Origin of the sequence: Desulfovibrio desulfuricans (assembly GCF_024460775.1) — a bacterium.
Lineage (GTDB): Bacteria > Desulfobacterota > Desulfovibrionia > Desulfovibrionales > Desulfovibrionaceae > Desulfovibrio > Desulfovibrio desulfuricans_E.
This window is the reverse complement of the sequence record NZ_JANFYZ010000013.1, coordinates 25,429-46,613: the sequence shown is the minus strand read 5'-3', so window position 1 is coordinate 46,613 and position 21,185 is coordinate 25,429. Positions and strand designations below refer to the sequence as shown.

The following is a 21,185-nucleotide window of genomic DNA, read 5'->3' as shown; positions in this document are numbered from 1 at the left end:
ACAGGTCGATTTTTTAAAAAGCCTTCAAAATGTCTTCGAGCGTGGTCACAAAGCTGTCCAGATCCGCCTGCTCAATGTTCAGGGGCGGCAGGAGGCGCAGGGTGATGCCGTGGCTCAGGTTGCATATGAAGCCCCGGCGCAGCAGTTCTTCCCACACATCCTTGCCGGAAACGGTCAGTTCAATGCCCAGCATGAGGCCAATGCCGCGCACTTCGCGGATTTTGCCAGGAACGCGCTGCTGGAGAGCGGCCAGCTGGGCCTTCATGTGCTCGCCCAACGTGCTGGCGCGGTCTGCCAGCTTGTCGCGCAGCATGATTTCAACCGTCTTGGCCGCCACAGCGGAAACAAGCGCGCCGCCGCCAAAGGTGGTGGCGTGGCTGCCCGCCTCAAAGCCCTGCGCAACTTCGTCCGTAGCCAGCATGGCGCCCATGGGCAGGCCGTTGGCGAGGGATTTGGCCATGCTGATGATGTCGGGCGTGAGGCCGCAGGTCTGGAAAGCCCAGAACTTGCCGGTACGGCACAGGCCCGCCTGCACTTCATCACACATAAAGAGGATGTCGTGTTTGCGGCACAGGGCCTCAACACCGTGCAGGTAGTCTGCGGGCAGGGGCACAATGCCGCCTTCGCCTTGCACCACTTCAACCAGCACTGCGGCGGTGGCGGGGGTGATGGCGGCTTCCATCGCTGCGAGGTCGTTGGCCGGAACCTGCTTGAAGCCCTCGGGCAGGGGGGTAAAACCATTGCTCAGGCTTTCGCGGCCCGTTGCTGCCAGCGATCCGAGCGTGCGGCCATGAAAGCAGCCCTCGAGGGTGATGATTTCGTAGGCATCACGCTTTTTCACGCTGCGCATGTAGCGGCGCGCCAGCTTTATGCAGGCCTCGTTGGCTTCTGCACCGGAGTTGCAGAAAAAGGCCTTGCTGTGGTGGCTCGTTGAGAGCAGCAGCCGGGCCAGTTCAAGCTGTTCTTCCTGATAAAACAGGTTGCTCACGTGCCAGAGCTTGTGCGACTGGGCCTCAAGGGCGGCGCAGATTTCATCATTGCAGTGCCCAAGGGCAGTTACGGCAATGCCCGCCAGCAGATCGACATATTCCTTGCCGTCCACGTCCCAGAGTCGCGCGCCCTTGCCTCGCACGATAGCCAGCGGGTAACGGCTGTAGGAACGGCAGAGCAGGCTCTCTTCCCCGGCTTTCACGGCGGCAAAGGCTTGTGACATGGACAAACTCCTTCTCGGTGAACGTATGAATGGTGGAATGGATGAAAGTCGCTGGCGGTTGCCAGCGCAGAGTATCAGCGCCCGGTGTGACCGAAACCGCCGGAACCGCGCTCTGTGGCAGACAGTTCCGTTACTTCACGCCATCGCGGTCGCACAAAGGGCTGAAAGATGAGCTGGGCCACGCGCTCGCCGTTCTGGATGCGGCGCTCCTGGCCGGAGGTGTTCAGAAGGAACACCAGAATTTCCCCGGTATAGTCCGGGTCGATGATGCCGACGCCCTGGGCGACGGTGATGCCGTCGCGCGCGCCAAGGCCGCTGCGCGAGTAAACAAAACCGGCAATGCCAGCCGCGCGGGGCTGCACACTGATGCCCGTGCTTACCTTGAGCCTGCCCCCGGCGGGAATAACCGCTTCGGGCGTATCAAGGCAGGCCCGCAGATCCATGCCTGCCGACTGGCTGGTGGCGGGAGCAAGAAAATCGTCCTGCCCCTGGGCATAGAGTTCACGCGCGCCGGGGCGCACAAACGCAATGTCCACGGGGGCCATGCCCTCGTGGAGGTCGTTTGCCTTTTCGGCGGCGTGCTGCTGTGCGTGGTCGTCGTGCATCGGTTGTTACTAGCGCAGCTTTTCGTTGGGGGCAAGAGCCGGATTGGGGCGCAACCCTGTTGACTTGGCATTTTGCTGTGTATACAGAAATTCTATTATTAACACTCAACAGGATTATTGGATGTACACTTACCAGGATTCTGCCCGTTATGCATAGCAGGGGCTATTGCATAACAGCTTGATTGTTTAGGCAATAGCCCTTGCTCCGTCCTGACATCTCATCGGGAGGAAGCATTATGGGCTATAAAAAAGCGACTAAAGTTCTGCCGCAACATTTGTTGCGGGCCATACAGGAATATGTTGACGGGGAATACCTGTACATTCCCCGCAAGGAAGAAAACAGAAAACACTGGGGAGAAGCTGCCCCCAACCGTGCGTTCCGTGTTGCCAGAAACAGCGAGATAGTTGCGCGGCGCAAGGCGGGCTGGTCTGTTGCGCAACTGGCGGAACGGTATTTTCTTTCCGAAAAAGCGGTTTACAAAATTCTTGCGGCCTTGAACTGAGGCTGACTGAGCCCCACTGAATCTGGCGGCGGCTGGCCGGATTATTCCGGCTGTTGCGGCTATGCTCGCAGGAATGCATTTGTTTGCCTTCAGCGCCCTGACGTGTCGGGGCGCTTTTTGTTGAGCAAGAAGCGGGCGGGCTTGCCATCAGGCGGGATTTCTTTCAAGCTGCGCGGCAAGGAGACTATATGCAGACTATGTCCATAGCCGTGGTGGGCGGCGGCCTTGCCGGGTGCGAATGCGCCCTGCATCTGGCCCGCGCCGGTCACTCCGTAACCCTGTTTGAACAAAAGCCCGGCCACAGGTCGGCTGCCCATATCAGCGAACATCTGGCCGAGCTTGTATGCTCCAACTCCCTGCGGTCAGATGAACTCACATCCGGCGTGGGCCTGCTCAAGGCTGAAATGCGCGCCCTTGGCAGTGATTTTATGGAACTGGCCGATGCCCACCGCGTGCCCGCTGGCAAGGCTCTGGCCGTTGACCGCGAAGCTTTTGCCCGTGCCATGACCGAACGCGTGGCGGCGCAGGCCAATATCACGCTTGTGGAACACCAGGTGGCATCGTTGGACGACCCGGTGCTCGCGCCCTTTACGGGCGAGGGCGGGGCTGTGGTGCTGGCTGCCGGGCCCATGGCCTCCGAGGGGCTTTCCGCCTCGCTGGCAGAAGCCGTGGGTGCAAAGCACTGCTATTTTTATGACGCCATCGCGCCCATTGTATGGACGCACTCCCTTAATATGGACGTGGTGTTCCGCGCCTCCCGCTATGGGCAGGAAAACGGCGAGGCCGACGGCGAGGGGGACTATCTCAACTGCCCCATGAGCCGCGACGAATACGATGTTTTTTATGCGGCCCTGCTGGAAGCGCAAAAGGTCTCTGCCCACGAGTTTGAGCAGGAAAAGCATTTTGAAGGCTGCATGCCCGTGGAGGCCCTTGCCGAGCGCGGCCCCCGCACACTGACCTTTGGCCCCCTCAAACCCGTTGGGTTTGTGGACCCGCGCACAGGGCGCAGGCCTTGGGCCATTCTGCAACTGCGGGCAGAAAAGGCCAACAGTGAAACCTGCAACCTTGTGGGCTGCCAGACCAAGCTGACCCAGGGCGAGCAGGCGCGCGTGTTCCGGCTGGTGCCGGGCATGGAAAATGCGGAGTTTGCGCGTTTTGGCAGCATGCACCGCAATACCTATGTGAACGCGCCAGACGTGCTGGCCCCGGATTTGTCGTTGCGGGCGCGGCCCGGCGTGTATCTGGCGGGGCAGATCACAGGGGTGGAGGGATATGTGGAATCGGCCGCCAGCGGCCTGTGGCTGGCCCTGCTGCTCAATGCCCGCGCACGTGGCCTTGAACTGCCGCATCCGCCGGTGGAAAGCGCCCTGGGCGGGCTGCTCAACCATCTGCGCACGCCGGTAAAGCATTTTCAGCCCTCCAACGCGCACTTCGGCCTTGTGCCGGAACTGGGCGAAAGGGCGCGTAAAAAAGACCGCAAAGCCCTGTATTCCGCCCGCGCGCAGGAAACATTCGGCGAATGGCTTGCGGCGCAGCGCGAGGCAGGCGCTATTTAAGATGCTTGCAGCGTCCTGCGTTTTTTGTAATGATATTTGGCACACGTGGTTGTAATGGTTTTTCCGGCTCACACACGCAGGTACATGGCGCATCTATCAGGGTTTCAGAGATAAATTGCGGCAATGTGTCAAAAAAGTGTTGACGGCGGCATGGGGAGTAGCTATATAACCGCTTGCCTCATGTAGGAGCGTAGCTCAGGTGGCTAGAGCACTTCCTTGACACGGAAGGGGTCAACAGTTCAAGTCTGTTCGTTCCTACCAAATGACTCTTCGGGGATAGTTCCCCTAAACGGCGGAAGGCCTTGGCCCCGCCCATAGCACAGGTCGCTTGATGCGACCCGAAGACCGGATTCGGCGCAGTGGGGAGGTTTACCTCCCCACTTTGTTTTATGTGCCTCCGGGTATTTTTGTAAGGAGCTTTTCATGGAAGTCCGTGTGGAAGGGCAGATGGTGGAAGCCGGTGACTCCGTTGCTTCTGTCCTGCAAAAAGCCTTGAGCGGCAAAAAGTTCAAGGCGGCTGTGGCCGCGCGCGCCGATAACGGCGCTCTGCTGGATCTTTCCGCACCCCTGCCTGCCGGCTGCGCCGAGCTTGCGCCCGTGTACGCCGACTCGCCCGAGGGGCTGCAGATGATCCGCCATTCTACCGCCCACGTCATGGCGGCGGCGGTCAAGCGTCTCTTCCCCACTGCCAAGGTCACTATTGGCCCTTCCATCGACACTGGTTTTTACTACGACTTTGACGTGGAAAAGCCCTTCTCCAGTGAAGATTTTCCCGCTATCGAAGCGGAAATGCAGCGTATTGCCGATGCGCGCGAGCCTTTCACCTGCAAGGTGCTGCCCAAGGCGGAAGCTGTTGAAGTGTTCCGCAATATGGGCGAAGTCTACAAGGTTGAGCTGATTGAGAGCATTGATGCCGACACGGTGTCGCTCTATACCTGCGGTGATTTTACGGATCTGTGCCGTGGCCCCCACGTGCCGCACACGGGTTTTGCCAAGGCGGCAAAGCTCATGAGCGTGGCCGGAGCCTATTGGCGCGGTGATGAAAAAAACCGTATGCTTTCGCGCATTTACGGCACGGCCTTTGCCGACCAGAAGGCTCTGGACGCCTACCTGAAGCAGCTTGAAGAAGCCAAGCGCCGCGACCACCGCAAGCTTGGCCGCGAGTTGAGCCTCTTTACCTTCAAGGAAGATGTGGCTCCCGGCATGGTCTTCTGGTTGCCCAGAGGAATGATGGTGCGTACCATTCTTGAAGACTTCTGGCGGCGCGAGCATCTCAAGCGCGGATACGAAATCGTGCAGGGGCCGCAGTTGCTGCGCGTGGAAACGTGGCAGAAATCCGGCCACTACGACCACTACCGCGAAAATATGTATTTTACGCAGATCGAGGAAGACACCTACGGCGTCAAGCCCATGAACTGCATCTCGCATATGCTCATTTATGGCAACGAGCTGCACAGCTATCGCGATCTGCCCCAGCGTTATTTTGAACTGGGCGTGGTGCACCGCCACGAAAAGAGCGGCGTGCTGCACGGGCTGTTGCGCGTGCGCCAGTTCACGCAGGACGATGCGCATATTCTGTGCGCGCCCGAGCAGCTTGAGGGTGAAATTCTTGAGGTCATCCATCTTATCCGCGACCTCATGAATCTCTTCGGCTTCCAGTACAAGGTTGCCGTTTCCACCCGGCCCGAGAGCAGCATCGGCACGGACGAAGCGTGGGAGCTTGCCACCAACGCGCTCACCAGGGCTGTGGAAAAGGCCGGACTGCCCTACGAGATCAATGAGGGAGACGGCGCGTTTTACGGCCCCAAAATTGACGTGCGACTGCTTGACTGCATTGGCCGTGAATGGCAATGCTCAACGATACAGGTTGATTTTACCCTGCCGGAACGTTTTGACCTCACCTATGTGGGTCAGGACGGCGAAAAGCACCGCCCGGTCATGGTGCACCGGGCCATCATGGGGTCGCTTGAGCGGTTCATCGGCATTCTCGTTGAGAACTTTGCCGGTGCGCTGCCCACATGGCTTGCGCCCGAGCAGGCCCGTCTGCTTACCGTGACGGAAGCGGGCGACGAAGCCACCCTCAAGATGTGCGAAGAACTCAAGGCGATGGGCATTCGCGCCACCGCCGATACCCGTAACGAGAAACTGGGCTTCAAGGTGCGCGAGGCGCAGCTGGCCAAGGTTCCGTATATTCTGGTGGTGGGGGAAAAAGAAGTGCAGGCGGGCGGCGCCAATGTGCGCCTGCGCAATGGGGACAATATGGGGCTCAAATCCGTAGCGGAAATCGCCGCGCTGATCCGGACGGACGCCGAAGAGCCTTTCAAACAAGGAGGGATGCGCTATAGCTTCGCCTAATATGAGATTCCGTCGCGACATGCCGCAGGACGGCGTGCGTCGCAACGAGATGATCCGCGCCCGTGAAGTGCGCGTGATCGCCGCCGATGGCGAGCAGCTTGGAATTCTGCAACGCAACGATGCTATTGACCGGGCCAAAGAAGCCGGCATGGATCTTGTGGAAGTGGCTTCCACTTCTGAACCGCCCGTTTGTCGCATAATGGACTACGGCAAGTTCAAGTACGAACAGCAGAAAAAGAAGCAGGAAGCCAAAAAGCGGCAGGCCGTGGTGCAGATTAAGGAAATCAAGGTTCGTCCCAAAACCGACGATCATGATTACGAAACCAAGGTCCGCCACATTCGCCGTTTTCTTGAAGAGGGTGACCGCTGTAAGATTACGGTGTTTTTCAGGGGCCGCGAAATTGTGCATAAAGATCGCGGCATGGCCATTCTTGAACGGGTTGTGCAAGACCTTGCCGATATCGCCAAGGTGGATCAGGAAGCCCGCGCCGAAGGCCGCACCTTGCAGATGATGCTGGTGCCCAAAAAGCAGTCGTAGGCCGTCTGTGCGGGGGATGTGAATTTCCCCTTGCGTGGTTCGGTGCTTTGGGGCATTATGCCCTTCCCTCGGTGCGCCCGTAAAACGGCGTCCGAGTGTATACGTTTTTAAGGAGTACGCCATGCCCAAGATCAAAACCCGGCGTTCCGCCGCCAAGCGTTTTTCGCAGACCGGCAGCGGCAAGTTCAAGCGTCGCCGCCAGAACCTGCGCCACATTCTGACCAAGAAGGCCGCCAGCCGCAAAATGCGCCTGGGTCAGTCCACCCTGGTGGATCAGACCAATGAGAAGGCTGTGCGCCGGATGCTGCCCAACGGATAGCTGACTTGCCCATTCGCCCGTTGGCTTTGTCAGCCTGCGGGGCGCGCCTCGGTCACATAGGACTAACTATGCTCCGCTCGGCGCTTCCCTTGGCTTCCGCGCCAACGAACGAATTTGCTGTGTCAGCCTGTCGAAGATGACAGGAATGATCGGCAAGGCAAAGTATGCGCAAATTGCAGCGTGAGCTGCAGTGCAAAAGGCAGATTCTGACGGGAAAATGTAATTCAGCGCGATGCTACGGCATCGGCGGCGCATGCGGAGCCGCGACTGACGTTCAATCCGCGTCTCTCGTTTGAGAGCATGAAGTTTTTTTACGCTCCCCAACGGGCATTCCTCCGCCTAGTTGGGAGAAGGAGGCAACGCATATGCGTGTGAAGAGAGGTCTTGCAAGTCATCGTCGTCATAAGAAATATTTGACCGCAGCCAAGGGTTTTCGTGGTGGTCGCAGCCGTCTGTACCGCACTGCGCGCGAGGCTGTGGAACGCTCGATGCAGTATTCCTATGTGGGCCGCAAGCAGAGGAAACGCGATTTCCGCACTCTGTGGATTCTCCGCATCAACGCCGGCGCGCGTCTGAGCGGTCTTTCCTACAGCCGCTTCATGCACGGCCTCAAGCAGGCTGGCATTGAACTGAACCGCAAGGTTCTGGCTGACCTTGCCGTGTATCACAAGGACGACTTCGCCAAGATCGTCGATCTGGCCAAGGCCGCTCTGAATTAAGAGCGGTGCTCCCCGCGCCGGAGGGAGACCTCCTGGCAGCGACGCCTGCGGCTTTTAAAGCGCAGCGCGGCTTGCGGGAGCGGGGCCTTGCATGGTATAAGGCGCGGGCGGTGCACAAGCGCCGTCCGCGCCTTGATTTTTTTGTATCGCCGGGGATTGCCCGGCGGGCAGGGCGAATTCATGCCGTGAGGATGCGTAGATCGCAGAAATGGCTGGATGTTCCGCAGGGCAGGGCCGTCAGGTCAAGCCGCGAGCGGGTGCCGTCATTTCCGTTTTTCTGCGTCTCCCTTAACAAAAAGCCGCGCCGCGCGGCATTGGGATATCCGCTATGGATCTGATTTCTGCACTGGAAAGCCTGGTTCCCGAACTTGAAAAAGGTCTGGGCCAGGCTTCTTCGTTGGATGCCCTTGAGGCTTTGCGCGTGGATGTTCTGGGTCGCAAGGGCCGCATAGCCCAGATCATGGCCCAGTTGCCCTCGCTGGCCCCTGCAGAGCGCCCCGCCGTGGGCCAGACCGCCAACAGCGTCAAAGAGCGTTGCAACGCCCTGTTTGAAGCCCGCAAGGCCGCTCTTGAGGCCGGGCGCGAGGCCGAAGCCCTGCGCCGTTTCGATCCTTCCGTTCCCGGTCGCGCGCCCTGGCGCGGCAGCCTGCATCCCACTACCCTGGTGACGGAAGAAATCTGCCAGATTTTTCAGGGTTTGGGCTTTGACGTGGCTTCCGGCCCGGAAGTGGAAATCGACTACTACAATTTTGAAGCCCTGAACATGCCGCCCGAACACCCCGCCCGCGACATGCAGGATACCCTGTATGTCACCGAAAAGGTGCTCATGCGCACGCACACCTCGCCCGTGCAGGCCCGCACCATGCTGGCGCGCAAGCCTCCTCTGGCCGTCATTGCCCCCGGCAAGGTGTACCGGCGCGACAGCGACCTCACCCACACCCCCATGTTCCATCAGATCGAAGGTCTCATGGTGGGCGAGGGCATCAGCATGGCCCATCTGCGCGGCACGCTCACAGCCTTTGTGCGCGCTGTCTTTGGCGCGGAAACCCAGGTTCGCTTCCGCCCCAGCTTCTTCCCCTTTACCGAGCCTTCGGCAGAAGTGGACATCTCCTGCTGCATGTGCGGCGGCAAGGGCCACATTGGCGATGCGCCCTGCCGCGTGTGCAAAACCACGGGCTGGGTTGAAATTCTTGGTTGCGGCATGGTCGATCCTGCCGTGTTTGAAGCCGTGGGCTATCCTGCGGACGTCAGCGGCTTTGCCTTTGGCATGGGCGTGGAACGCGTGACCATGCTCAAGTACGGCATCGGCGATCTGCGGATGTTTTTTGAAAACGACGTGCGCTTCCTTGGCCAGTTTGCCCGGTAGGACACTATGCCCAGCGTCATGAGCCCCATAGATTGCAGCAATGCCCGCATGCGCGCAGGCCGCTTCACGGCCCTGCCCATGTGGCTTGTATTGCTGGGCCTCTTGGCGGCGGCCTCCCTGTTGCCCAGTAGCCCGAGCTGGCTGGCGGCGGATGAAGCTCAGGCCGCCTCAGCCTACACCCCGCGCCATTCGGGCATGGATGCGCCGGGCGAACCCAAGCGCATTGAATCCTTGCCCAGCAAGAACGCAGGGCGCACGGCAGAGGGCGGCATGGGGTATACGGACGCTTACGGCAACACCATTGACGACCGCCAGCCGGAAGAAAAACCCGCTCCCAAACGCCCCAGACCCGGGGCCTACGGCGTGGGCGCGGGCCAGAGCGAGCGCTACGAGCGCCCACTGCCCGATCCGCAAAATCAGACTCCTGCCTGGAGTTTCAAATAACCACGCCAAGGCGCGGAAACAGGACGAACTATGCTGCTCTCACTTTCATGGCTGCGTGAATTTACTCCGTATGAAGGAACGGCTGAGGCGCTGGGCGACCGCCTGACCATGCTCGGCCTTGAGCTGGAAGACATCAGGCGGCCCTACGATGCCATAAGCTCCATTGTGGTGGGGCATGTGGTTTCGTGCGACAACCATCCGGAATCCGACCATTTGCACGTCTGCAAGGTGGACGCCGGGCAGGGCGAGCTGCTTGATATCGTGTGCGGCGCGCCCAACGTGGCTGCGGGCCAGAAAGTGCCTGTGGCTCTGGTGGGCACCAAGATGCCCGACGGCATGATGATCAAAAAGGCCAAACTGCGCGGCGCGCCTTCTTTTGGCATGATCTGCTCCGAGCGTGAACTGGGCCTGACCGAAGACCATACCGGCATCATGGTGCTGCCCGAAAGCTTTGTGGTGGGCAAGCCTCTGGTGGAGCAGCTTGAGCTTGACCGCGAAGTGCTGGATATCTCCATCACGCCCAACCGCGCCGACTGCCTTTCGGTTCTTGGCCTTGCGCGTGAAACGGCGCTGGCCTGCAACCTGCCGCTCTCCATCCCCGATCTGCCGCTGGAACTGGACTCCGGCGCGGAAGTGCTGGTGCCCATTGATATTGACGACCCCGAGCACTGCTGGCTGTATTCCGGCCGCGTCATCACAGGCGTCAAGATCGGGCCTTCGCCCATGCGCCTGCGCCACCGCCTGCATGCCGTGGGTGTGCGCCCCATTTCCAATATTGTGGACGTGACCAACTACATTCTGTTTGAATATGGTCAGCCCCTGCACTCTTTTGACATGGACAAGCTGGAAGGCGGCCGCATTGTGGTGCGCCGCGCGCAGGAAGGCGACACCTTCACCACCCTTGACGGGCAGGAACGCGCGCTTACCGCAGCCGACCTCTGCATCCGCGACGGCGCGCGCGCCGTGGCCCTTGCTGGCGTTATGGGCGGCCTGAACAGCGAAATCTCCGATGCCAGCACCAATGTGTTTCTGGAAAGCGCGGTCTTCAAGCCCGCCACCATCCGCAAAACATCGCGCCGCCTTGGCCTCTCGTCCGAGGCGTCCTACCGCTTTGAGCGCGGCATCGACCAGCAGCGCACCGTGTGGGCGCTTGACCGCGCCTGCGCCATGATGGCCGCCGTCAGCGGCGGGCGCGTGCAGCGCGGCCTTTCCATCAACGAGCCCCGTCCCTTCAAGGCGGCCAGCATTGAATTCCGCCCGGCGCGGGCCGATTCCCTGCTTGGCGTGCAGCTTGGCGCGGATTTTGACGAAAAGGTGCTCACCGGCATGGGCTGCAATGTGGACAAGGGCGAAAGCAGCCCCGTGTGGCGCGTGAGCCAGCCCTCCTGGCGGCCCGACCTCACCCGCGAGGCCGATCTGATTGAAGAAGTGGGCCGCGTGCACGGGCTGGATACCATTGCCCCCGTGCTGCCCCCCATAGCACGCAACCTCGACCGCGCAGGCGAGCCGGAATCGCGCTACGGATTCTGGTCGCGCCTCAAGCACTGGGGCGCTGGCCTCGGCCTCAACGAAGCCGTGAACTACAGCTTTGTGGGCCACAAGGATATGGATCACCTTGGCATGCCGCGCGAGGGCCGCATTTCCATCATGAATCCGCTCTCGGCGGAGCAGGATGCCCTGCGCACCGCCCTAGCCCCCGGCCTCATGTACGATCTGCGCAACAACCTCGCCCAGGGGGCTCAGGGCCTGCGGCTGTTTGAACTTGCCAATATTTTTGAAGCTGACGCCGCTTCTGAAACCACCGCCCGCGAAACGGGCATGCTGGGCGTGCTGCTGTATGGCGCGCGCTACGATACGGCCTGGCCCCAGGCTGAGGGCGACATGGGTTATGCCGACCTCAAGGGCGTGGTGGAAAACCTGCTGCACTATCTGCATCTTGGAGCGCCCAGCTATGAACTGGCTCAGGAGCATGCCTTCTTGCTGCCCTGCGTGAACGTCTTTGTGAATGGCCGCGCCGTGGGCTTCATGGGCCGGGTCAAGCCCGCCATGGCCGACGAATACCACGCCCGCAAGGATGTGTGGCTGGCTGAAATGAACCTCGACATCCTGCGCGAACTGCACGATGCCGCTACTGTGCGCTTTGCGCCCCTACCGGTGTATCCGCCGGTGCGGCGCGACATTACCGTGACCGCCGGGCCAAGCCTCAAGGTGGCCGACATCACTGCTCACGTGCAGGGGCTCAAACTGGCCCTGCTGGACGACGTGGCCCTCGTGGACTGCTTTGAACCCAAGACGGAGCAGGGCGGGGAGCCCGTGCGCAACCTGACCTTCCGGCTCACGTTCCGCCATGCGGAGCGTACTCTCAAGGACACGGAAGTGGACAAGGAGCGGGAGAAGGTGGCACAGTCGCTTGTAAGCGCTCTGGGCGTGAAAATTTAACACAGTGCGCGCAGGCCCGGCTTTTTCGGGCCTGCGCAATTCCGGCACATTTTCAGAGAGTGTCAGGAGGGGTATGACATGTCGGACCACACGCCCGACAATACCTACCGCATAGGTGAGGTCGCAGAACTGCTCGACCTCAAAACCCATGTGTTGCGCTTCTGGGAAACTGAGTTTCCCCAGTTGGCGCCGCTGCGCACCGGTAAGGGGCAGCGCCTGTACACGGAAGAAAACGTGGCCCTCTTGAGGCGTATCCGGCAGTTGCTGCACGAGCAGGGCATGACCATTGAAGGCGCGCGCCGCGTACTTGCGGGCAGCGCCGTGGTGGACGAAAGCCTGCCCGAACGCGTGGCGGCGGTGCCGGACCCGGATTTTATGCGCATGCTCCAGCGGGAGTTGATCTCGCTGCGCCGCCTGCTCAGCGAAAAATAGACTGCGGCCTGCTGGCGCAACTAAATATTTCAGGGAAGGGACGCGGGGGAGGCGACCCTTTCTGTTGGTGGCCCTCCCCCGCAAACACGCTCACCCCGATATAATCATGATCTTATCGCCCTCATTGCTGTCTGCCGATTTTGCCCGTCTGGCCGAAGAGCTTGGTGACCTTGAGGCTGCCGGAGTCACCTGGCTGCATCTGGACGTGATGGACGGGGCTTTTGTGCCCAACATCACCTTTGGTCCCCCGCTGATAAAGGCTCTACGGTCTGTCAGCGGGCTTTTTTTTGACGTGCACCTCATGGTGAACGATCCGGCCCGCTATATTGCCGACTTCCACAAGGCAGGGGCAGACATGCTGGTCATCCATGCCGAGGCCGACAAACACCCGCAGCGCACCCTCACGGCCATCCGGGCCATGGGCTGCAAGGCGGGGCTTGCCCTCAACCCCGGCACGGATGTGAACGCGGCCCGCTGGCTGGCGGCGGATATGGACATGCTGCTGCTCATGAGCGTGAACCCCGGTTTTTCGGGTCAGGCATTCATCCCCGCCACGTTCGACAAAATCCGCGCGGCCCGGCAGATGCTTGACGCCAACGGCGGGGCCGAGGCGCTCATCCAGATCGACGGCGGCGTATGCCCCGAAAACACGGCCGAGCTTGTGGACGCCGGGGCGGAAGTGCTTGTGTCCGGCTCGGCCTTTTTTGGCCACAAACCTTACGACAAACGGCTTGCCGCCTTTATGGCTCCGCTTGCGGGCAGAACGCCCCGCCATGCGGAAGATGCCCTGAGACGCCGTGCCGCCAACCATATCACGCAAAAGTAGAGGAAAGAGTCATGCCCACCCGCAGACAGTGCGCCAATGCCATCCGCGCCCTTGCCATGGACGCCATTGAAAAAGCCCGCTCCGGTCACCCCGGCGCACCTCTGGGCATGGCCGACATGGCCGAAGCCCTGTGGCGTCATGGTTTCAAGCACAATCCGAGCAACCCCCGCTGGTTTGACCGCGACCGTTTTGTGCTTTCCAACGGCCATGCCTCCATGCTGCTCTATGCCTTGCTGCACCTCACGGGCTATGACCTGCCCATGGAGGAGCTGCGCAACTTCCGCCAGTGGGGAGCCAAAACCGCAGGGCACCCCGAATACGAGCCTGATCTGGGCATTGAAATGACCACCGGCCCGCTGGGGCAGGGTATTTCTTCCGCAGTGGGCATGGCACTGGCCGAGAGCATGCTGGCCGCCCGTTACAACACGCCCGAGCATAAGGTTGTGGATCACCACACCTATGTGTTCACCGGCGACGGCTGCCTCATGGAAGGCGTTTCGCACGAGGCCTGCTCCCTGGCTGGCACCTGGGGCCTGGGCAAGCTCATAGCCCTTTACGACTCCAACGGTATTTCCATTGACGGCAAGATTGACGGCTGGTTCAACGAAGACGTGGCGGGCCGTTTCCGCGCCTACCACTGGCAGGTTATCGGCCCCATCAACGGGCATGACGCCGCCGCTCTGGACGCTGCCATTGCCGAGGCCAAGGCTGACCACAGCCGCCCCAGCCTGATCATCTGCCGCACCCACATTGGCTTTGGTTCGCCCAAGGCCGATTCCGCATCCTGCCACGGCTCGCCCCTTGGCGACGATGGCATTGCAGCCACCCGCGCGGCTCTGGGCTGGACCGAAGAGCCCTTTACCGTGCCGCAGGAACTGTATTCCGCATGGGACGCGCGTGAAAAGGGCAAGGCTGCCGAGGCCGCCTGGGAGCATACCTATGCCGCCTATGCCAAGGCCAATCCCGAACTTGCCGCAGAATTTACCCGCCGTATGCGTGGTGAACTGCCCGAAGACTGGGCCTCCATTGCGCGCGGCATGATTGAAGAAGCCGTGAGCAAGGCCGAAACCACGGCAACGCGCGTGGCCTCCAAGAAAACCCTTGAATGCCTTGTGCCCCGCCTGCCCGAACTTGTGGGCGGCTCCGCCGACCTCACCGGCTCCGTGGGCACGCTGACCAGCTCTTCCGAGCACATGGACGTGCAGACCCACAAGGGCAACTATGTTTCCTACGGCGTGCGCGAATTCGGCATGAGCGCCATCATGAACGGTTTTGCCCTGCACGGTGGGTTCATCCCCTACGCGGGCACGTTCATGTCCTTTGCCGATCAGGCCAAGAACGCCCTGCGGCTGGCTGCCATCATGGGCATCCGCGCCGTGTGGGTGCTGACGCACGACTCCATCGGCGTGGGCGAAGACGGCCCCACGCATCAGCCTGTGGAACAGCTCGGCATGCTGCGCCTTATGCCCAATTTCAATCTGTGGCGTCCCTGCGACACGGTGGAAACAGCCGTGGCCTGGCGTAGCGCCCTTGAAAGCGTCCATACGCCCACTGGTCTTTCCCTCTCGCGCCAGAATTTGCCTTTCTGCCAGCGCGATGCCGCCCAGGTGGAAGCCATCGCGCGCGGCGGTTATGTGCTGCGTGACTGCGAAGGCACGCCCGAGATCATCCTTATCGCCACTGGTTCAGAAGTATCGCTTGCCCTTGAAGCCGCTGACCAGTTGACCGCCGACGGCCGCAAGGCCCGCGTGGTCTCCATGCCCTGCGCAGAGATTTTTGACGCGCAGGACGCGGCCTACAAGGAAAGCGTGCTGCCCCGCGGCGTGCGCGCCCGCATTGCCATTGAAGCCGCCGCTGCGGATTACTGGCGCAAGTATGTGGGCCTGGACGGCGCGGTGGTCGGTATGGAGCGTTTTGGCGCTTCCGCCCCTGCCAAGATCGTTTTTGAGCGTCTGGGCTTTACCGTGGCGCATGTGCTGGAAGTGGCGGAAGGCCTTTTCCGGCAGCTTGGGAAGTAACTGGCCGACAGAACGAAGCAAATCCTCTTACAGGGAGAACGCATATGCCCATCAAGAAAATGCAGGATCTGGACCTGACCGGCAAAACCGTTGTGATTCGCGAAGACCTGAACGTGCCCATGAAGGACGGACAGGTATCCAACGACAAGCGCATCCGCGCTTCGTTGCCCACCATTACCACGGCCCTTGAAAAAGGCGCGGGCGTGGTGCTGCTTTCGCATCTGGGCCGCCCCACAGAAGGGCAGTATGAAGAGCAATTCTCCCTCAAGCCCGTGGCCGCCCGCCTTTCCGAGCTGCTGGGCAAACCTGTTGCCCTCGCCGCCACGCTGGAAGAAGCCAAGGCGGCTCCCGGTGCGGTGACCCTGCTTGAGAATGTGCGTTTTCTCAAGGGCGAGAAAAAGAACGACCCCGCTCTGGCCGCGCAGCTTGCCGCCCTGGGCGATGTATATGTGATGGACGCCTTTGGGGCGGCCCACCGCGCGCATGCCTCCACCGAGGGTGCGGTGCGCGTTGCCAAGGTTGCCTGCGCCGGGCCGCTGCTTCAGGCGGAGCTGGATGCCTTTGCCAAGGTGCTGAACAATCCCGCCCGCCCGCTTGCTGCCATCATCGGCGGCTCCAAGGTGTCCACCAAGCTGGCCCTGCTGGAAAATCTGCTGGAAAAAGTGGACGTGCTTATCGTGGGCGGCGGCATTGCCAATACCTTCCTTGCGGCTGCCGGGTACATGGTCGGCAAGTCGCTGTACGAGGAAGATCTGGTAACGGACGCCAAGCGCATCATGGAGCAGGCCAAGAATCTTAACAGAGAACTGCCCCTGCCCGTGGATGTTGTGACCGCCGAGGAACTGGCCCCCGGTCAGGCGGCTACCACCCGCGCCGTGGGCGACGTGCCCGCCGACCAGATGATTCTGGACGTTGGCCGCGACACGATTGCACAGTACAAAAAACTGCTGTCCAAGGTTGCCACAGTAGTGTGGAACGGCCCTGTGGGCGCGTTTGAAACTGATCCCTTTGGCGAAGGCACCAAGGAACTGGCGCACTATCTTGCTGATTCCAAAGCCTTTGTGGTGGTGGGCGGCGGTGATTCCGTGGCTGCGGTGGAAAAGTACGGCCTGTCCGAAAAGATGGGCTATATCTCCACCGGCGGCGGCGCATCGCTGGAACTGCTGGAAGGCAAGGTGTTGCCCTCCGTGGCGGCGCTGGAAGCCAGAGGCTAGGGCCTGTGCACTATGGCTCTTTTGCCCTCTGTCTACGTCAGGAAATCTTTTTATTTCGGTCGAGTACCGGAGCTCTGCTGTCTTTAGCCGTAGCTTCCTTCGTCGCAACGGCTAAAGCGAGTACACTCCCTTCATAAAAAGGCTTCCTTCCTTGGCAGAGAACAAAATTGCTCATAGTGTTAACAAACCCTTGTACATGCCGCTCTGCGGCGGAGTTCATAGCTGATTCAGGCCCCCGGATCTCAGGATTCGGGGGCTTTTTGTATGTAGAAAACCCCCCGCTAGGCGGGGGGTTCCGTAAAGCTTAAAGCTTTAAGCATGTCAGCAAAACTCCTTTTGATTTGTTACAACGACTTGCGGTCTGGCAACTGCAAACGAAACAAATCAAAAGGAGGTCACAATGGGTGACGCAAAAAGTTTAGCTCACACAACGTGGAACTGTAAATATCACATCGTCTTTGCCCCCAAATATCGTAGACAAGTATTCTATGGTGAGAAAAGGCGAGCAGTAGGGGATATTTTACGTAAGCTGTGTGAGTGGAAGGATGTAAAAATACTAGAAGCAGAATGCTGTCCTGACCATATCCACATGCTGCTTGAGATACCCCCGAAAATAAGCGTATCGAGTTTTATGGGGTACTTAAAAGGTAAAAGTAGCTTGATGCTCTATGAGCAATTTGGTGATCTTAAATTTAAATACCGTAGCCGTGAGTTTTGGTGCCGTGGCTTTTATGTAGATACAGTAGGTAAAAACACGGCTAAGATTCAAGATTACATAAAGAAACAGCTGGATCGGGATAAACTCGGCGATCAGTTGAGTCTCCCGTATCCTGGAAGCCCGTTTACGGGCCGCAAGTAACAGAAATGCAAATGTCAGATCGTACAATGCGCCTGCTAGGGCGCAGCTGGTAAGAGAGCCTTACAGGCGCACATGAAAAACCCCCGGCTATGCTGGGGGATATTTATTGCGTGCGGCGCTCAGGCCCGAGGGCGCAGGTTTTTAAAAAACGGCAATTGCATGATGAAGTCGCAAAATTGCCGCAGCACCGGGCTGGACGCGGCTGTTTTAAGCACTGTTCGCACCTGCGGCAGGGGAGGCAGAGCGCACGTGCCGTCAAGGATGACAAAGCGTCCGTCCATATCCCAATCGGGCAGCGCTGTTATGCCAAAACCCGCCAGCACCGAGCTGCACAGGCTTTCGTACGAGGCGCTCACATAGGCAAAATCGTAGGGCCGTCCGGCTGCGTTGAGGCTTTCCAGCGTGGCGGCGCGCCAGGGGCTGCCCTCGCTGTAGGTGGCCAGAGGCACCGGCATGGTCGGCGCAAGCTCAATGTGCCCACCGCTGGCCCAGTGCAGGGGTTGCTGCGCCAACACCTCGAATATGCCCTCGGCCGCGTGGCTGCTGTCAAAGCGGTGTTGGTTGATCAGGGCCACGTCCAGGCTGGCGTCCGCCAGCATGCGGTCAATATCCGCAGACATGGCCGAGATGACGCCGATCTGAAGGTCAGAGTTCAGGGCCAGCAGGCGGGCCACGGCAGCCTGCAATTCCACCGTGCTGAAACTTGGCGGAATCCCCACCGTTATGCGCCCCCGCAATTCAGGTTGCCGGGCTGCGCGCAGCACCGCGTCAAAGCGCAGCAGAATATCCTCCAGTTCTGGCAGCAGGCGTTGCCCAGCCGTGGTAAGGCCAAAGGTGTGCCCGTTGCCTCTCTCCACCAAAGTGCAGTTGAGGTGCGCCTCCAGCCTTTTGACAGATTGAGTCACCGCCGACTGGCTGCGGCAGAGCTGCTCCCCGGCTTTCTGAAAGCTGCGGCAATGGGCCACGGCAATAAAAGCCCGCATATGCTCAAGGGTAATACTGCGCGTGTCTGCCGGGAGTTCCATAGCTGCTGACCACCTTAAAATAAGATGAAATGATTTGTTCATGATAAAAATAAATTTTACAAATTATCAAGCCCCCGCCTACTGTGGACGCAATTATATTGCTGCAAGGGGTAGGGGTGAAAAATGGGAAAAACAGCAAGTGTGGAAAGGCCGCTGGAAGCGCACGGGCCAGGATTGGGGAACGGAAGCGCGGCAAGCACGGTCCAAAAGCGTCTGAACTGGCGGCACGTGGCTGCGGGCGTGTGCTTTAGCGTTATCTGGAGTTCAGCCTTTGTGGCGGGCAAGATTGTGGTGACGGAAATGGGGCCATTCGTAAGCCTGTTTTACCGTTTTGTGGGCACCGTTTTTGTGCTTGGCCTCTTGTGCGGCAAAAGCCTGTGGGGGCCGCAGGCAGGCAGGGCGCTGCGGGCTGGACTTGTGCTCGGCTTGCTGAACAACGTGGCCTATCTGGGGCTGAGTTTCTCCGCCCTGCAACTGGTCTCGCCGCCCTGGGTTGTGGTCATTGTGTCCTGTTCGCCCTTTGTCACTCTTATGCTTGGCGTTGCGCGCGGGCTGGAATCGTTTAGCGCGGCAAAGCTGCTGGGCTTTGGCCTGTCGCTGGCTGGCATTGTGCTCATGGTGGGCGTGGGCAAGCTTGAGGGCGGGGCCGTTCAGGGACTGCTGCTGGCTGCCGGGGCAACTGTGGCTTTTTCCTTAGGTGCGGTGCTCTTTCGCGGCAGATACAGCAACATGCCGCTGCTGCCCGTAAATTTCTGGATGTCAGTCTGCGCCATGTTTTGTTTTGCCCCATCTGCCATGCAGAGCAGCGTGACGCCTCTTGCGGTTTCCATTCCGGCCCTGCTGGCGCTGGGCTGGCTTGCTGTGGTGAGCCTGCTGGGCATGGCCCTGTGGCTGTTGCTCATCCGTACGCAAGGGGCATCCACTGCGGCTGCGTATAACATGCTCAATCCCCTGAGCGGACTGGCCCTTTCAGCTTTGTTGCTGGGCGTGCCCACCCTGCCCGCCGATGTGGCGGGGGCTGCCGCCATTGTGGCAGGCCTTGCAGTGGCTTTGGGCGTGAGGCTGCCAAAGCGCTAGTTTTTTCAATCCGTGACATGCTTGTTTTTTCACAAGCGGCGCGTATGGTAGAACTGAAAGCGTATTTCAGGTTGCGCGCATTCCAAACCAGGAGGAAACTCATGAGCAAATTGCGGATTGCCCAGTATGGTTGCGGAAAAATGTCCAAGTATTCCATGCGATACGTGTACGAAAAAGGCGCGGAAATCGTAGCTGCCTTTGACGTGAACCCCGCAGTGATCGGCCGGGATATCAGTGCAATCATTGGCGGGCCGGAGCGGGGCGTTGTGGTGCATCACGCGGATGAGGCCGACAAGGTGCTGGCCGCACTTAAGCCCGATGCCTGCATCATCACTACCATGAGCCTCATGCGCGACATTGTGGATGCCCTCATGGTCTGCGCCAGAAACGGCGTCAACGCCATCACCACCAATGAGGAAGCCATCTTTCCCATGAATTCTTCGCCCGCCATCACCTGCGAGGTGGACGCAATGGCGAAAAAAACGGGCTGCACGGTTTGCGGTTCCGGCTATCAGGACGTGTTCTGGGGCAACCTGATCGCCACCCTGGCCGGGGCCATGCACACCATCAGCAAGATCAAGGGCAGCTCTAGCTACAATGTGGAAGACTACGGCATCGCCCTTGCCAAGGTTCACGGCGCGGGGCTTGACCTGACCGCCTTTGAGAAGGAAATTGCCTCGGCGGATGCCATTTCGCCCGCCGAGCGCCAGCAGTTGATCGAGCGCGGCGAGTTTTTGCCCTCCTATATGTGGAACGTCAACGGCTGGCTGGCGGAGCGTCTGGGCCTTACGGTCAAAAGCCAGGTGCAGAAGTGCGTGCCCCAGACCCACAGCGCCGAGCTGCGCTCTGAAACGCTGGGCATGACCATCCCTGCCGGGCACGCCACGGGCATGTCTGCCGTGGTGACCACGGAAACGGCGGAGGGCATCGTCATCGAGAGCGAATGCGTGGGCAAGGTTTACGCCCCCGGCGAGGTTGACCGCAATGACTGGACGCTCATGGGCGAGCCGGATACGCAGGTGGTCATTACCCGCCCCGCCACGGTGGAACTGACCTGCGCCACCATCGTCAACCGCATACCAGACCTTATCAACGCCGCGCCGGGCTATGTGACCACAGACCTTATGCCGGTCAACAGCTACAGGGTAAAGCCTCTGGATCATTACGTACTCAAGTAGTTTCTACATTCCCCCCCGGGCCGCCTTGTGGCGGCATGTCCGCCGTGTCAGCAAAAGTTGGTGCGGCGGATTTTTTATGGTGTTGACATTTTTGCGTACAGGATTATGCTCATTTGAGCAAAAATAACGAGCAAGGGAGTAGCCATGAAAGTAGCCGTTTCAAGCGAAGGGCCGGGGCTGGAATCGCAGGTTGATCCGCGGTTCGGCAGGGCTGGCGGGTTTGTGATCGTGGATATGGACACCATGCAGGCAGATTATGTGGACAACGGCGCATCGCAGGCGGCGGCGCAGGGCGCTGGCATTCAGACTGCGGAGCGGCTTGCGGGTCTTGGCGCGCAGGCCGTCATGAGCGGCTATGTGGGCCCCAAGGCTTTTACGGCCCTCAAGGCGGCGGGGCTGGACGTGTATCAGGACATGGACAACCGCAGCGTGGGCGAAGCCGTGCGCTGCCTTGCCGATGGCTCGGTCAGCCCGGCCACGGCTCCCAACAAGTAGGCCC

At 60.1% G+C, this 21,185-nt stretch carries 20 protein-coding genes and 1 tRNA gene; 18 read left to right on the top strand and 3 right to left on the bottom strand.

The annotated features are described in order from the left end of the window. Positions 1–13: 13 nt before the first annotated feature. Together NE637_RS12905 and dut are read right to left on the bottom strand one after the other, a co-directional pair. Complete coding sequence (locus NE637_RS12905) at positions 14–1,213, bottom strand: aspartate aminotransferase family protein (protein ID WP_022657783.1); 1,200 nt, start codon at positions 1,211–1,213, stop codon at positions 14–16. A 74-nt stretch (positions 1,214–1,287) separates the two neighbouring features. Further along, entirely contained in the window at positions 1,288–1,758 is a 471-nt protein-coding gene (gene dut, locus NE637_RS12900) for a dUTP diphosphatase (protein ID WP_227118316.1), read from the bottom strand. 296 nt (positions 1,759–2,054) lie between these two features. On the opposite strand from dut, the gene NE637_RS12895 reads away from it, so the two are divergent. From NE637_RS12895 to tnpA, 15 genes are all read left to right on the top strand, one after another. Continuing rightward, positions 2,055–2,321 carry a CD3324 family protein gene (locus tag NE637_RS12895; protein WP_192112316.1) on the top strand — a complete coding sequence of 89 codons (267 nt, stop codon included), beginning with the start codon at positions 2,055–2,057 and terminating at the stop codon, positions 2,319–2,321. Between the two features lie 188 nt (positions 2,322–2,509). Then, positions 2,510–3,877, top strand: coding sequence for a methylenetetrahydrofolate--tRNA-(uracil(54)-C(5))-methyltransferase (FADH(2)-oxidizing) TrmFO (trmFO, locus tag NE637_RS12890; RefSeq protein ID WP_227118263.1), 1,368 nt, complete (start codon positions 2,510–2,512; stop codon positions 3,875–3,877). Between the two features lie 184 nt (positions 3,878–4,061). Further along, positions 4,062–4,138: transfer RNA gene (locus tag NE637_RS12885), tRNA-Val, on the top strand. A gap of 162 nt (positions 4,139–4,300) precedes the next feature. Then, a complete protein-coding gene (thrS, locus tag NE637_RS12880) occupies positions 4,301–6,232 on the top strand; it encodes a threonine--tRNA ligase (RefSeq protein ID WP_227118262.1) in 1,932 nt (643 codons plus the stop codon). 1 nt (position 6,233) lies between these two features. After that, on the top strand, positions 6,234–6,770 hold the full coding sequence (infC, locus tag NE637_RS12875; protein WP_022657788.1) for a translation initiation factor IF-3: 537 nt from the start codon (positions 6,234–6,236) through the stop codon (positions 6,768–6,770). 121 nt (positions 6,771–6,891) lie between these two features. After that, the gene (gene rpmI / locus NE637_RS12870) at positions 6,892–7,089 is read left to right on the top strand and encodes a 50S ribosomal protein L35 (protein WP_022657789.1); all 198 of its coding nucleotides are present in this window, start codon (positions 6,892–6,894) and stop codon (positions 7,087–7,089) included. A 365-nt stretch (positions 7,090–7,454) separates the two neighbouring features. Continuing rightward, positions 7,455–7,808 (top strand): 50S ribosomal protein L20, encoded by a 354-nt coding sequence (rplT, locus tag NE637_RS12865; RefSeq protein ID WP_192112319.1) that lies wholly within the window; start codon positions 7,455–7,457, stop codon positions 7,806–7,808. 328 nt (positions 7,809–8,136) lie between these two features. Next, positions 8,137–9,174, top strand: coding sequence for a phenylalanine--tRNA ligase subunit alpha (gene pheS, locus NE637_RS12860; RefSeq protein ID WP_192112320.1), 1,038 nt, complete (start codon positions 8,137–8,139; stop codon positions 9,172–9,174). Between the two features lie 18 nt (positions 9,175–9,192). Beyond that, positions 9,193–9,618: a translation initiation factor IF-2 gene (locus tag NE637_RS12855; RefSeq protein ID WP_256267750.1), complete on the top strand. Its 426-nt coding sequence runs from the start codon at positions 9,193–9,195 to the stop codon at positions 9,616–9,618. A 30-nt stretch (positions 9,619–9,648) separates the two neighbouring features. Beyond that, entirely contained in the window at positions 9,649–12,057 is a 2,409-nt protein-coding gene (pheT, locus tag NE637_RS12850) for a phenylalanine--tRNA ligase subunit beta (protein WP_227118260.1), read from the top strand. A 78-nt stretch (positions 12,058–12,135) separates the two neighbouring features. Further along, positions 12,136–12,489 carry a MerR family transcriptional regulator gene (locus NE637_RS12845; protein ID WP_192112323.1) on the top strand — a complete coding sequence of 118 codons (354 nt, stop codon included), beginning with the start codon at positions 12,136–12,138 and terminating at the stop codon, positions 12,487–12,489. Between the two features lie 106 nt (positions 12,490–12,595). Next, positions 12,596–13,315: a ribulose-phosphate 3-epimerase gene (gene rpe, locus NE637_RS12840; RefSeq protein WP_227118259.1), complete on the top strand. Its 720-nt coding sequence runs from the start codon at positions 12,596–12,598 to the stop codon at positions 13,313–13,315. A gap of 11 nt (positions 13,316–13,326) precedes the next feature. Then, entirely contained in the window at positions 13,327–15,333 is a 2,007-nt protein-coding gene (gene tkt, locus NE637_RS12835) for a transketolase (RefSeq protein ID WP_192112325.1), read from the top strand. A gap of 44 nt (positions 15,334–15,377) precedes the next feature. Beyond that, a complete protein-coding gene (locus NE637_RS12830) occupies positions 15,378–16,547 on the top strand; it encodes a phosphoglycerate kinase (protein ID WP_227118258.1) in 1,170 nt (389 codons plus the stop codon). A gap of 400 nt (positions 16,548–16,947) precedes the next feature. After that, the gene (tnpA, locus tag NE637_RS12825) at positions 16,948–17,406 is read left to right on the top strand and encodes an IS200/IS605 family transposase (protein ID WP_215648811.1); all 459 of its coding nucleotides are present in this window, start codon (positions 16,948–16,950) and stop codon (positions 17,404–17,406) included. A 119-nt stretch (positions 17,407–17,525) separates the two neighbouring features. Here tnpA and NE637_RS12820 read toward each other — a convergent pair whose 3' ends face one another. Then, the gene (locus NE637_RS12820) at positions 17,526–18,431 is read right to left on the bottom strand and encodes a LysR family transcriptional regulator (RefSeq protein ID WP_227118257.1); all 906 of its coding nucleotides are present in this window, start codon (positions 18,429–18,431) and stop codon (positions 17,526–17,528) included. A gap of 123 nt (positions 18,432–18,554) precedes the next feature. Here NE637_RS12820 and NE637_RS12815 point away from each other — a divergent pair, with 123 nt between their 5' ends. The 3 genes from NE637_RS12815 to NE637_RS12805 all read left to right on the top strand — a co-directional run bounded on the left by NE637_RS12815 (position 18,555) and on the right by NE637_RS12805 (position 21,181). After that, entirely contained in the window at positions 18,555–19,508 is a 954-nt protein-coding gene (locus tag NE637_RS12815; RefSeq protein ID WP_192112328.1) for a DMT family transporter, read from the top strand. Between the two features lie 101 nt (positions 19,509–19,609). Further along, positions 19,610–20,686, top strand: coding sequence for an NAD(P)H-dependent amine dehydrogenase family protein (locus NE637_RS12810; RefSeq protein ID WP_227118256.1), 1,077 nt, complete (start codon positions 19,610–19,612; stop codon positions 20,684–20,686). Between the two features lie 144 nt (positions 20,687–20,830). Next, on the top strand, positions 20,831–21,181 hold the full coding sequence (locus NE637_RS12805; protein ID WP_227118255.1) for a NifB/NifX family molybdenum-iron cluster-binding protein: 351 nt from the start codon (positions 20,831–20,833) through the stop codon (positions 21,179–21,181). The last annotated feature ends 4 nt before the right edge of the window (positions 21,182–21,185 follow it).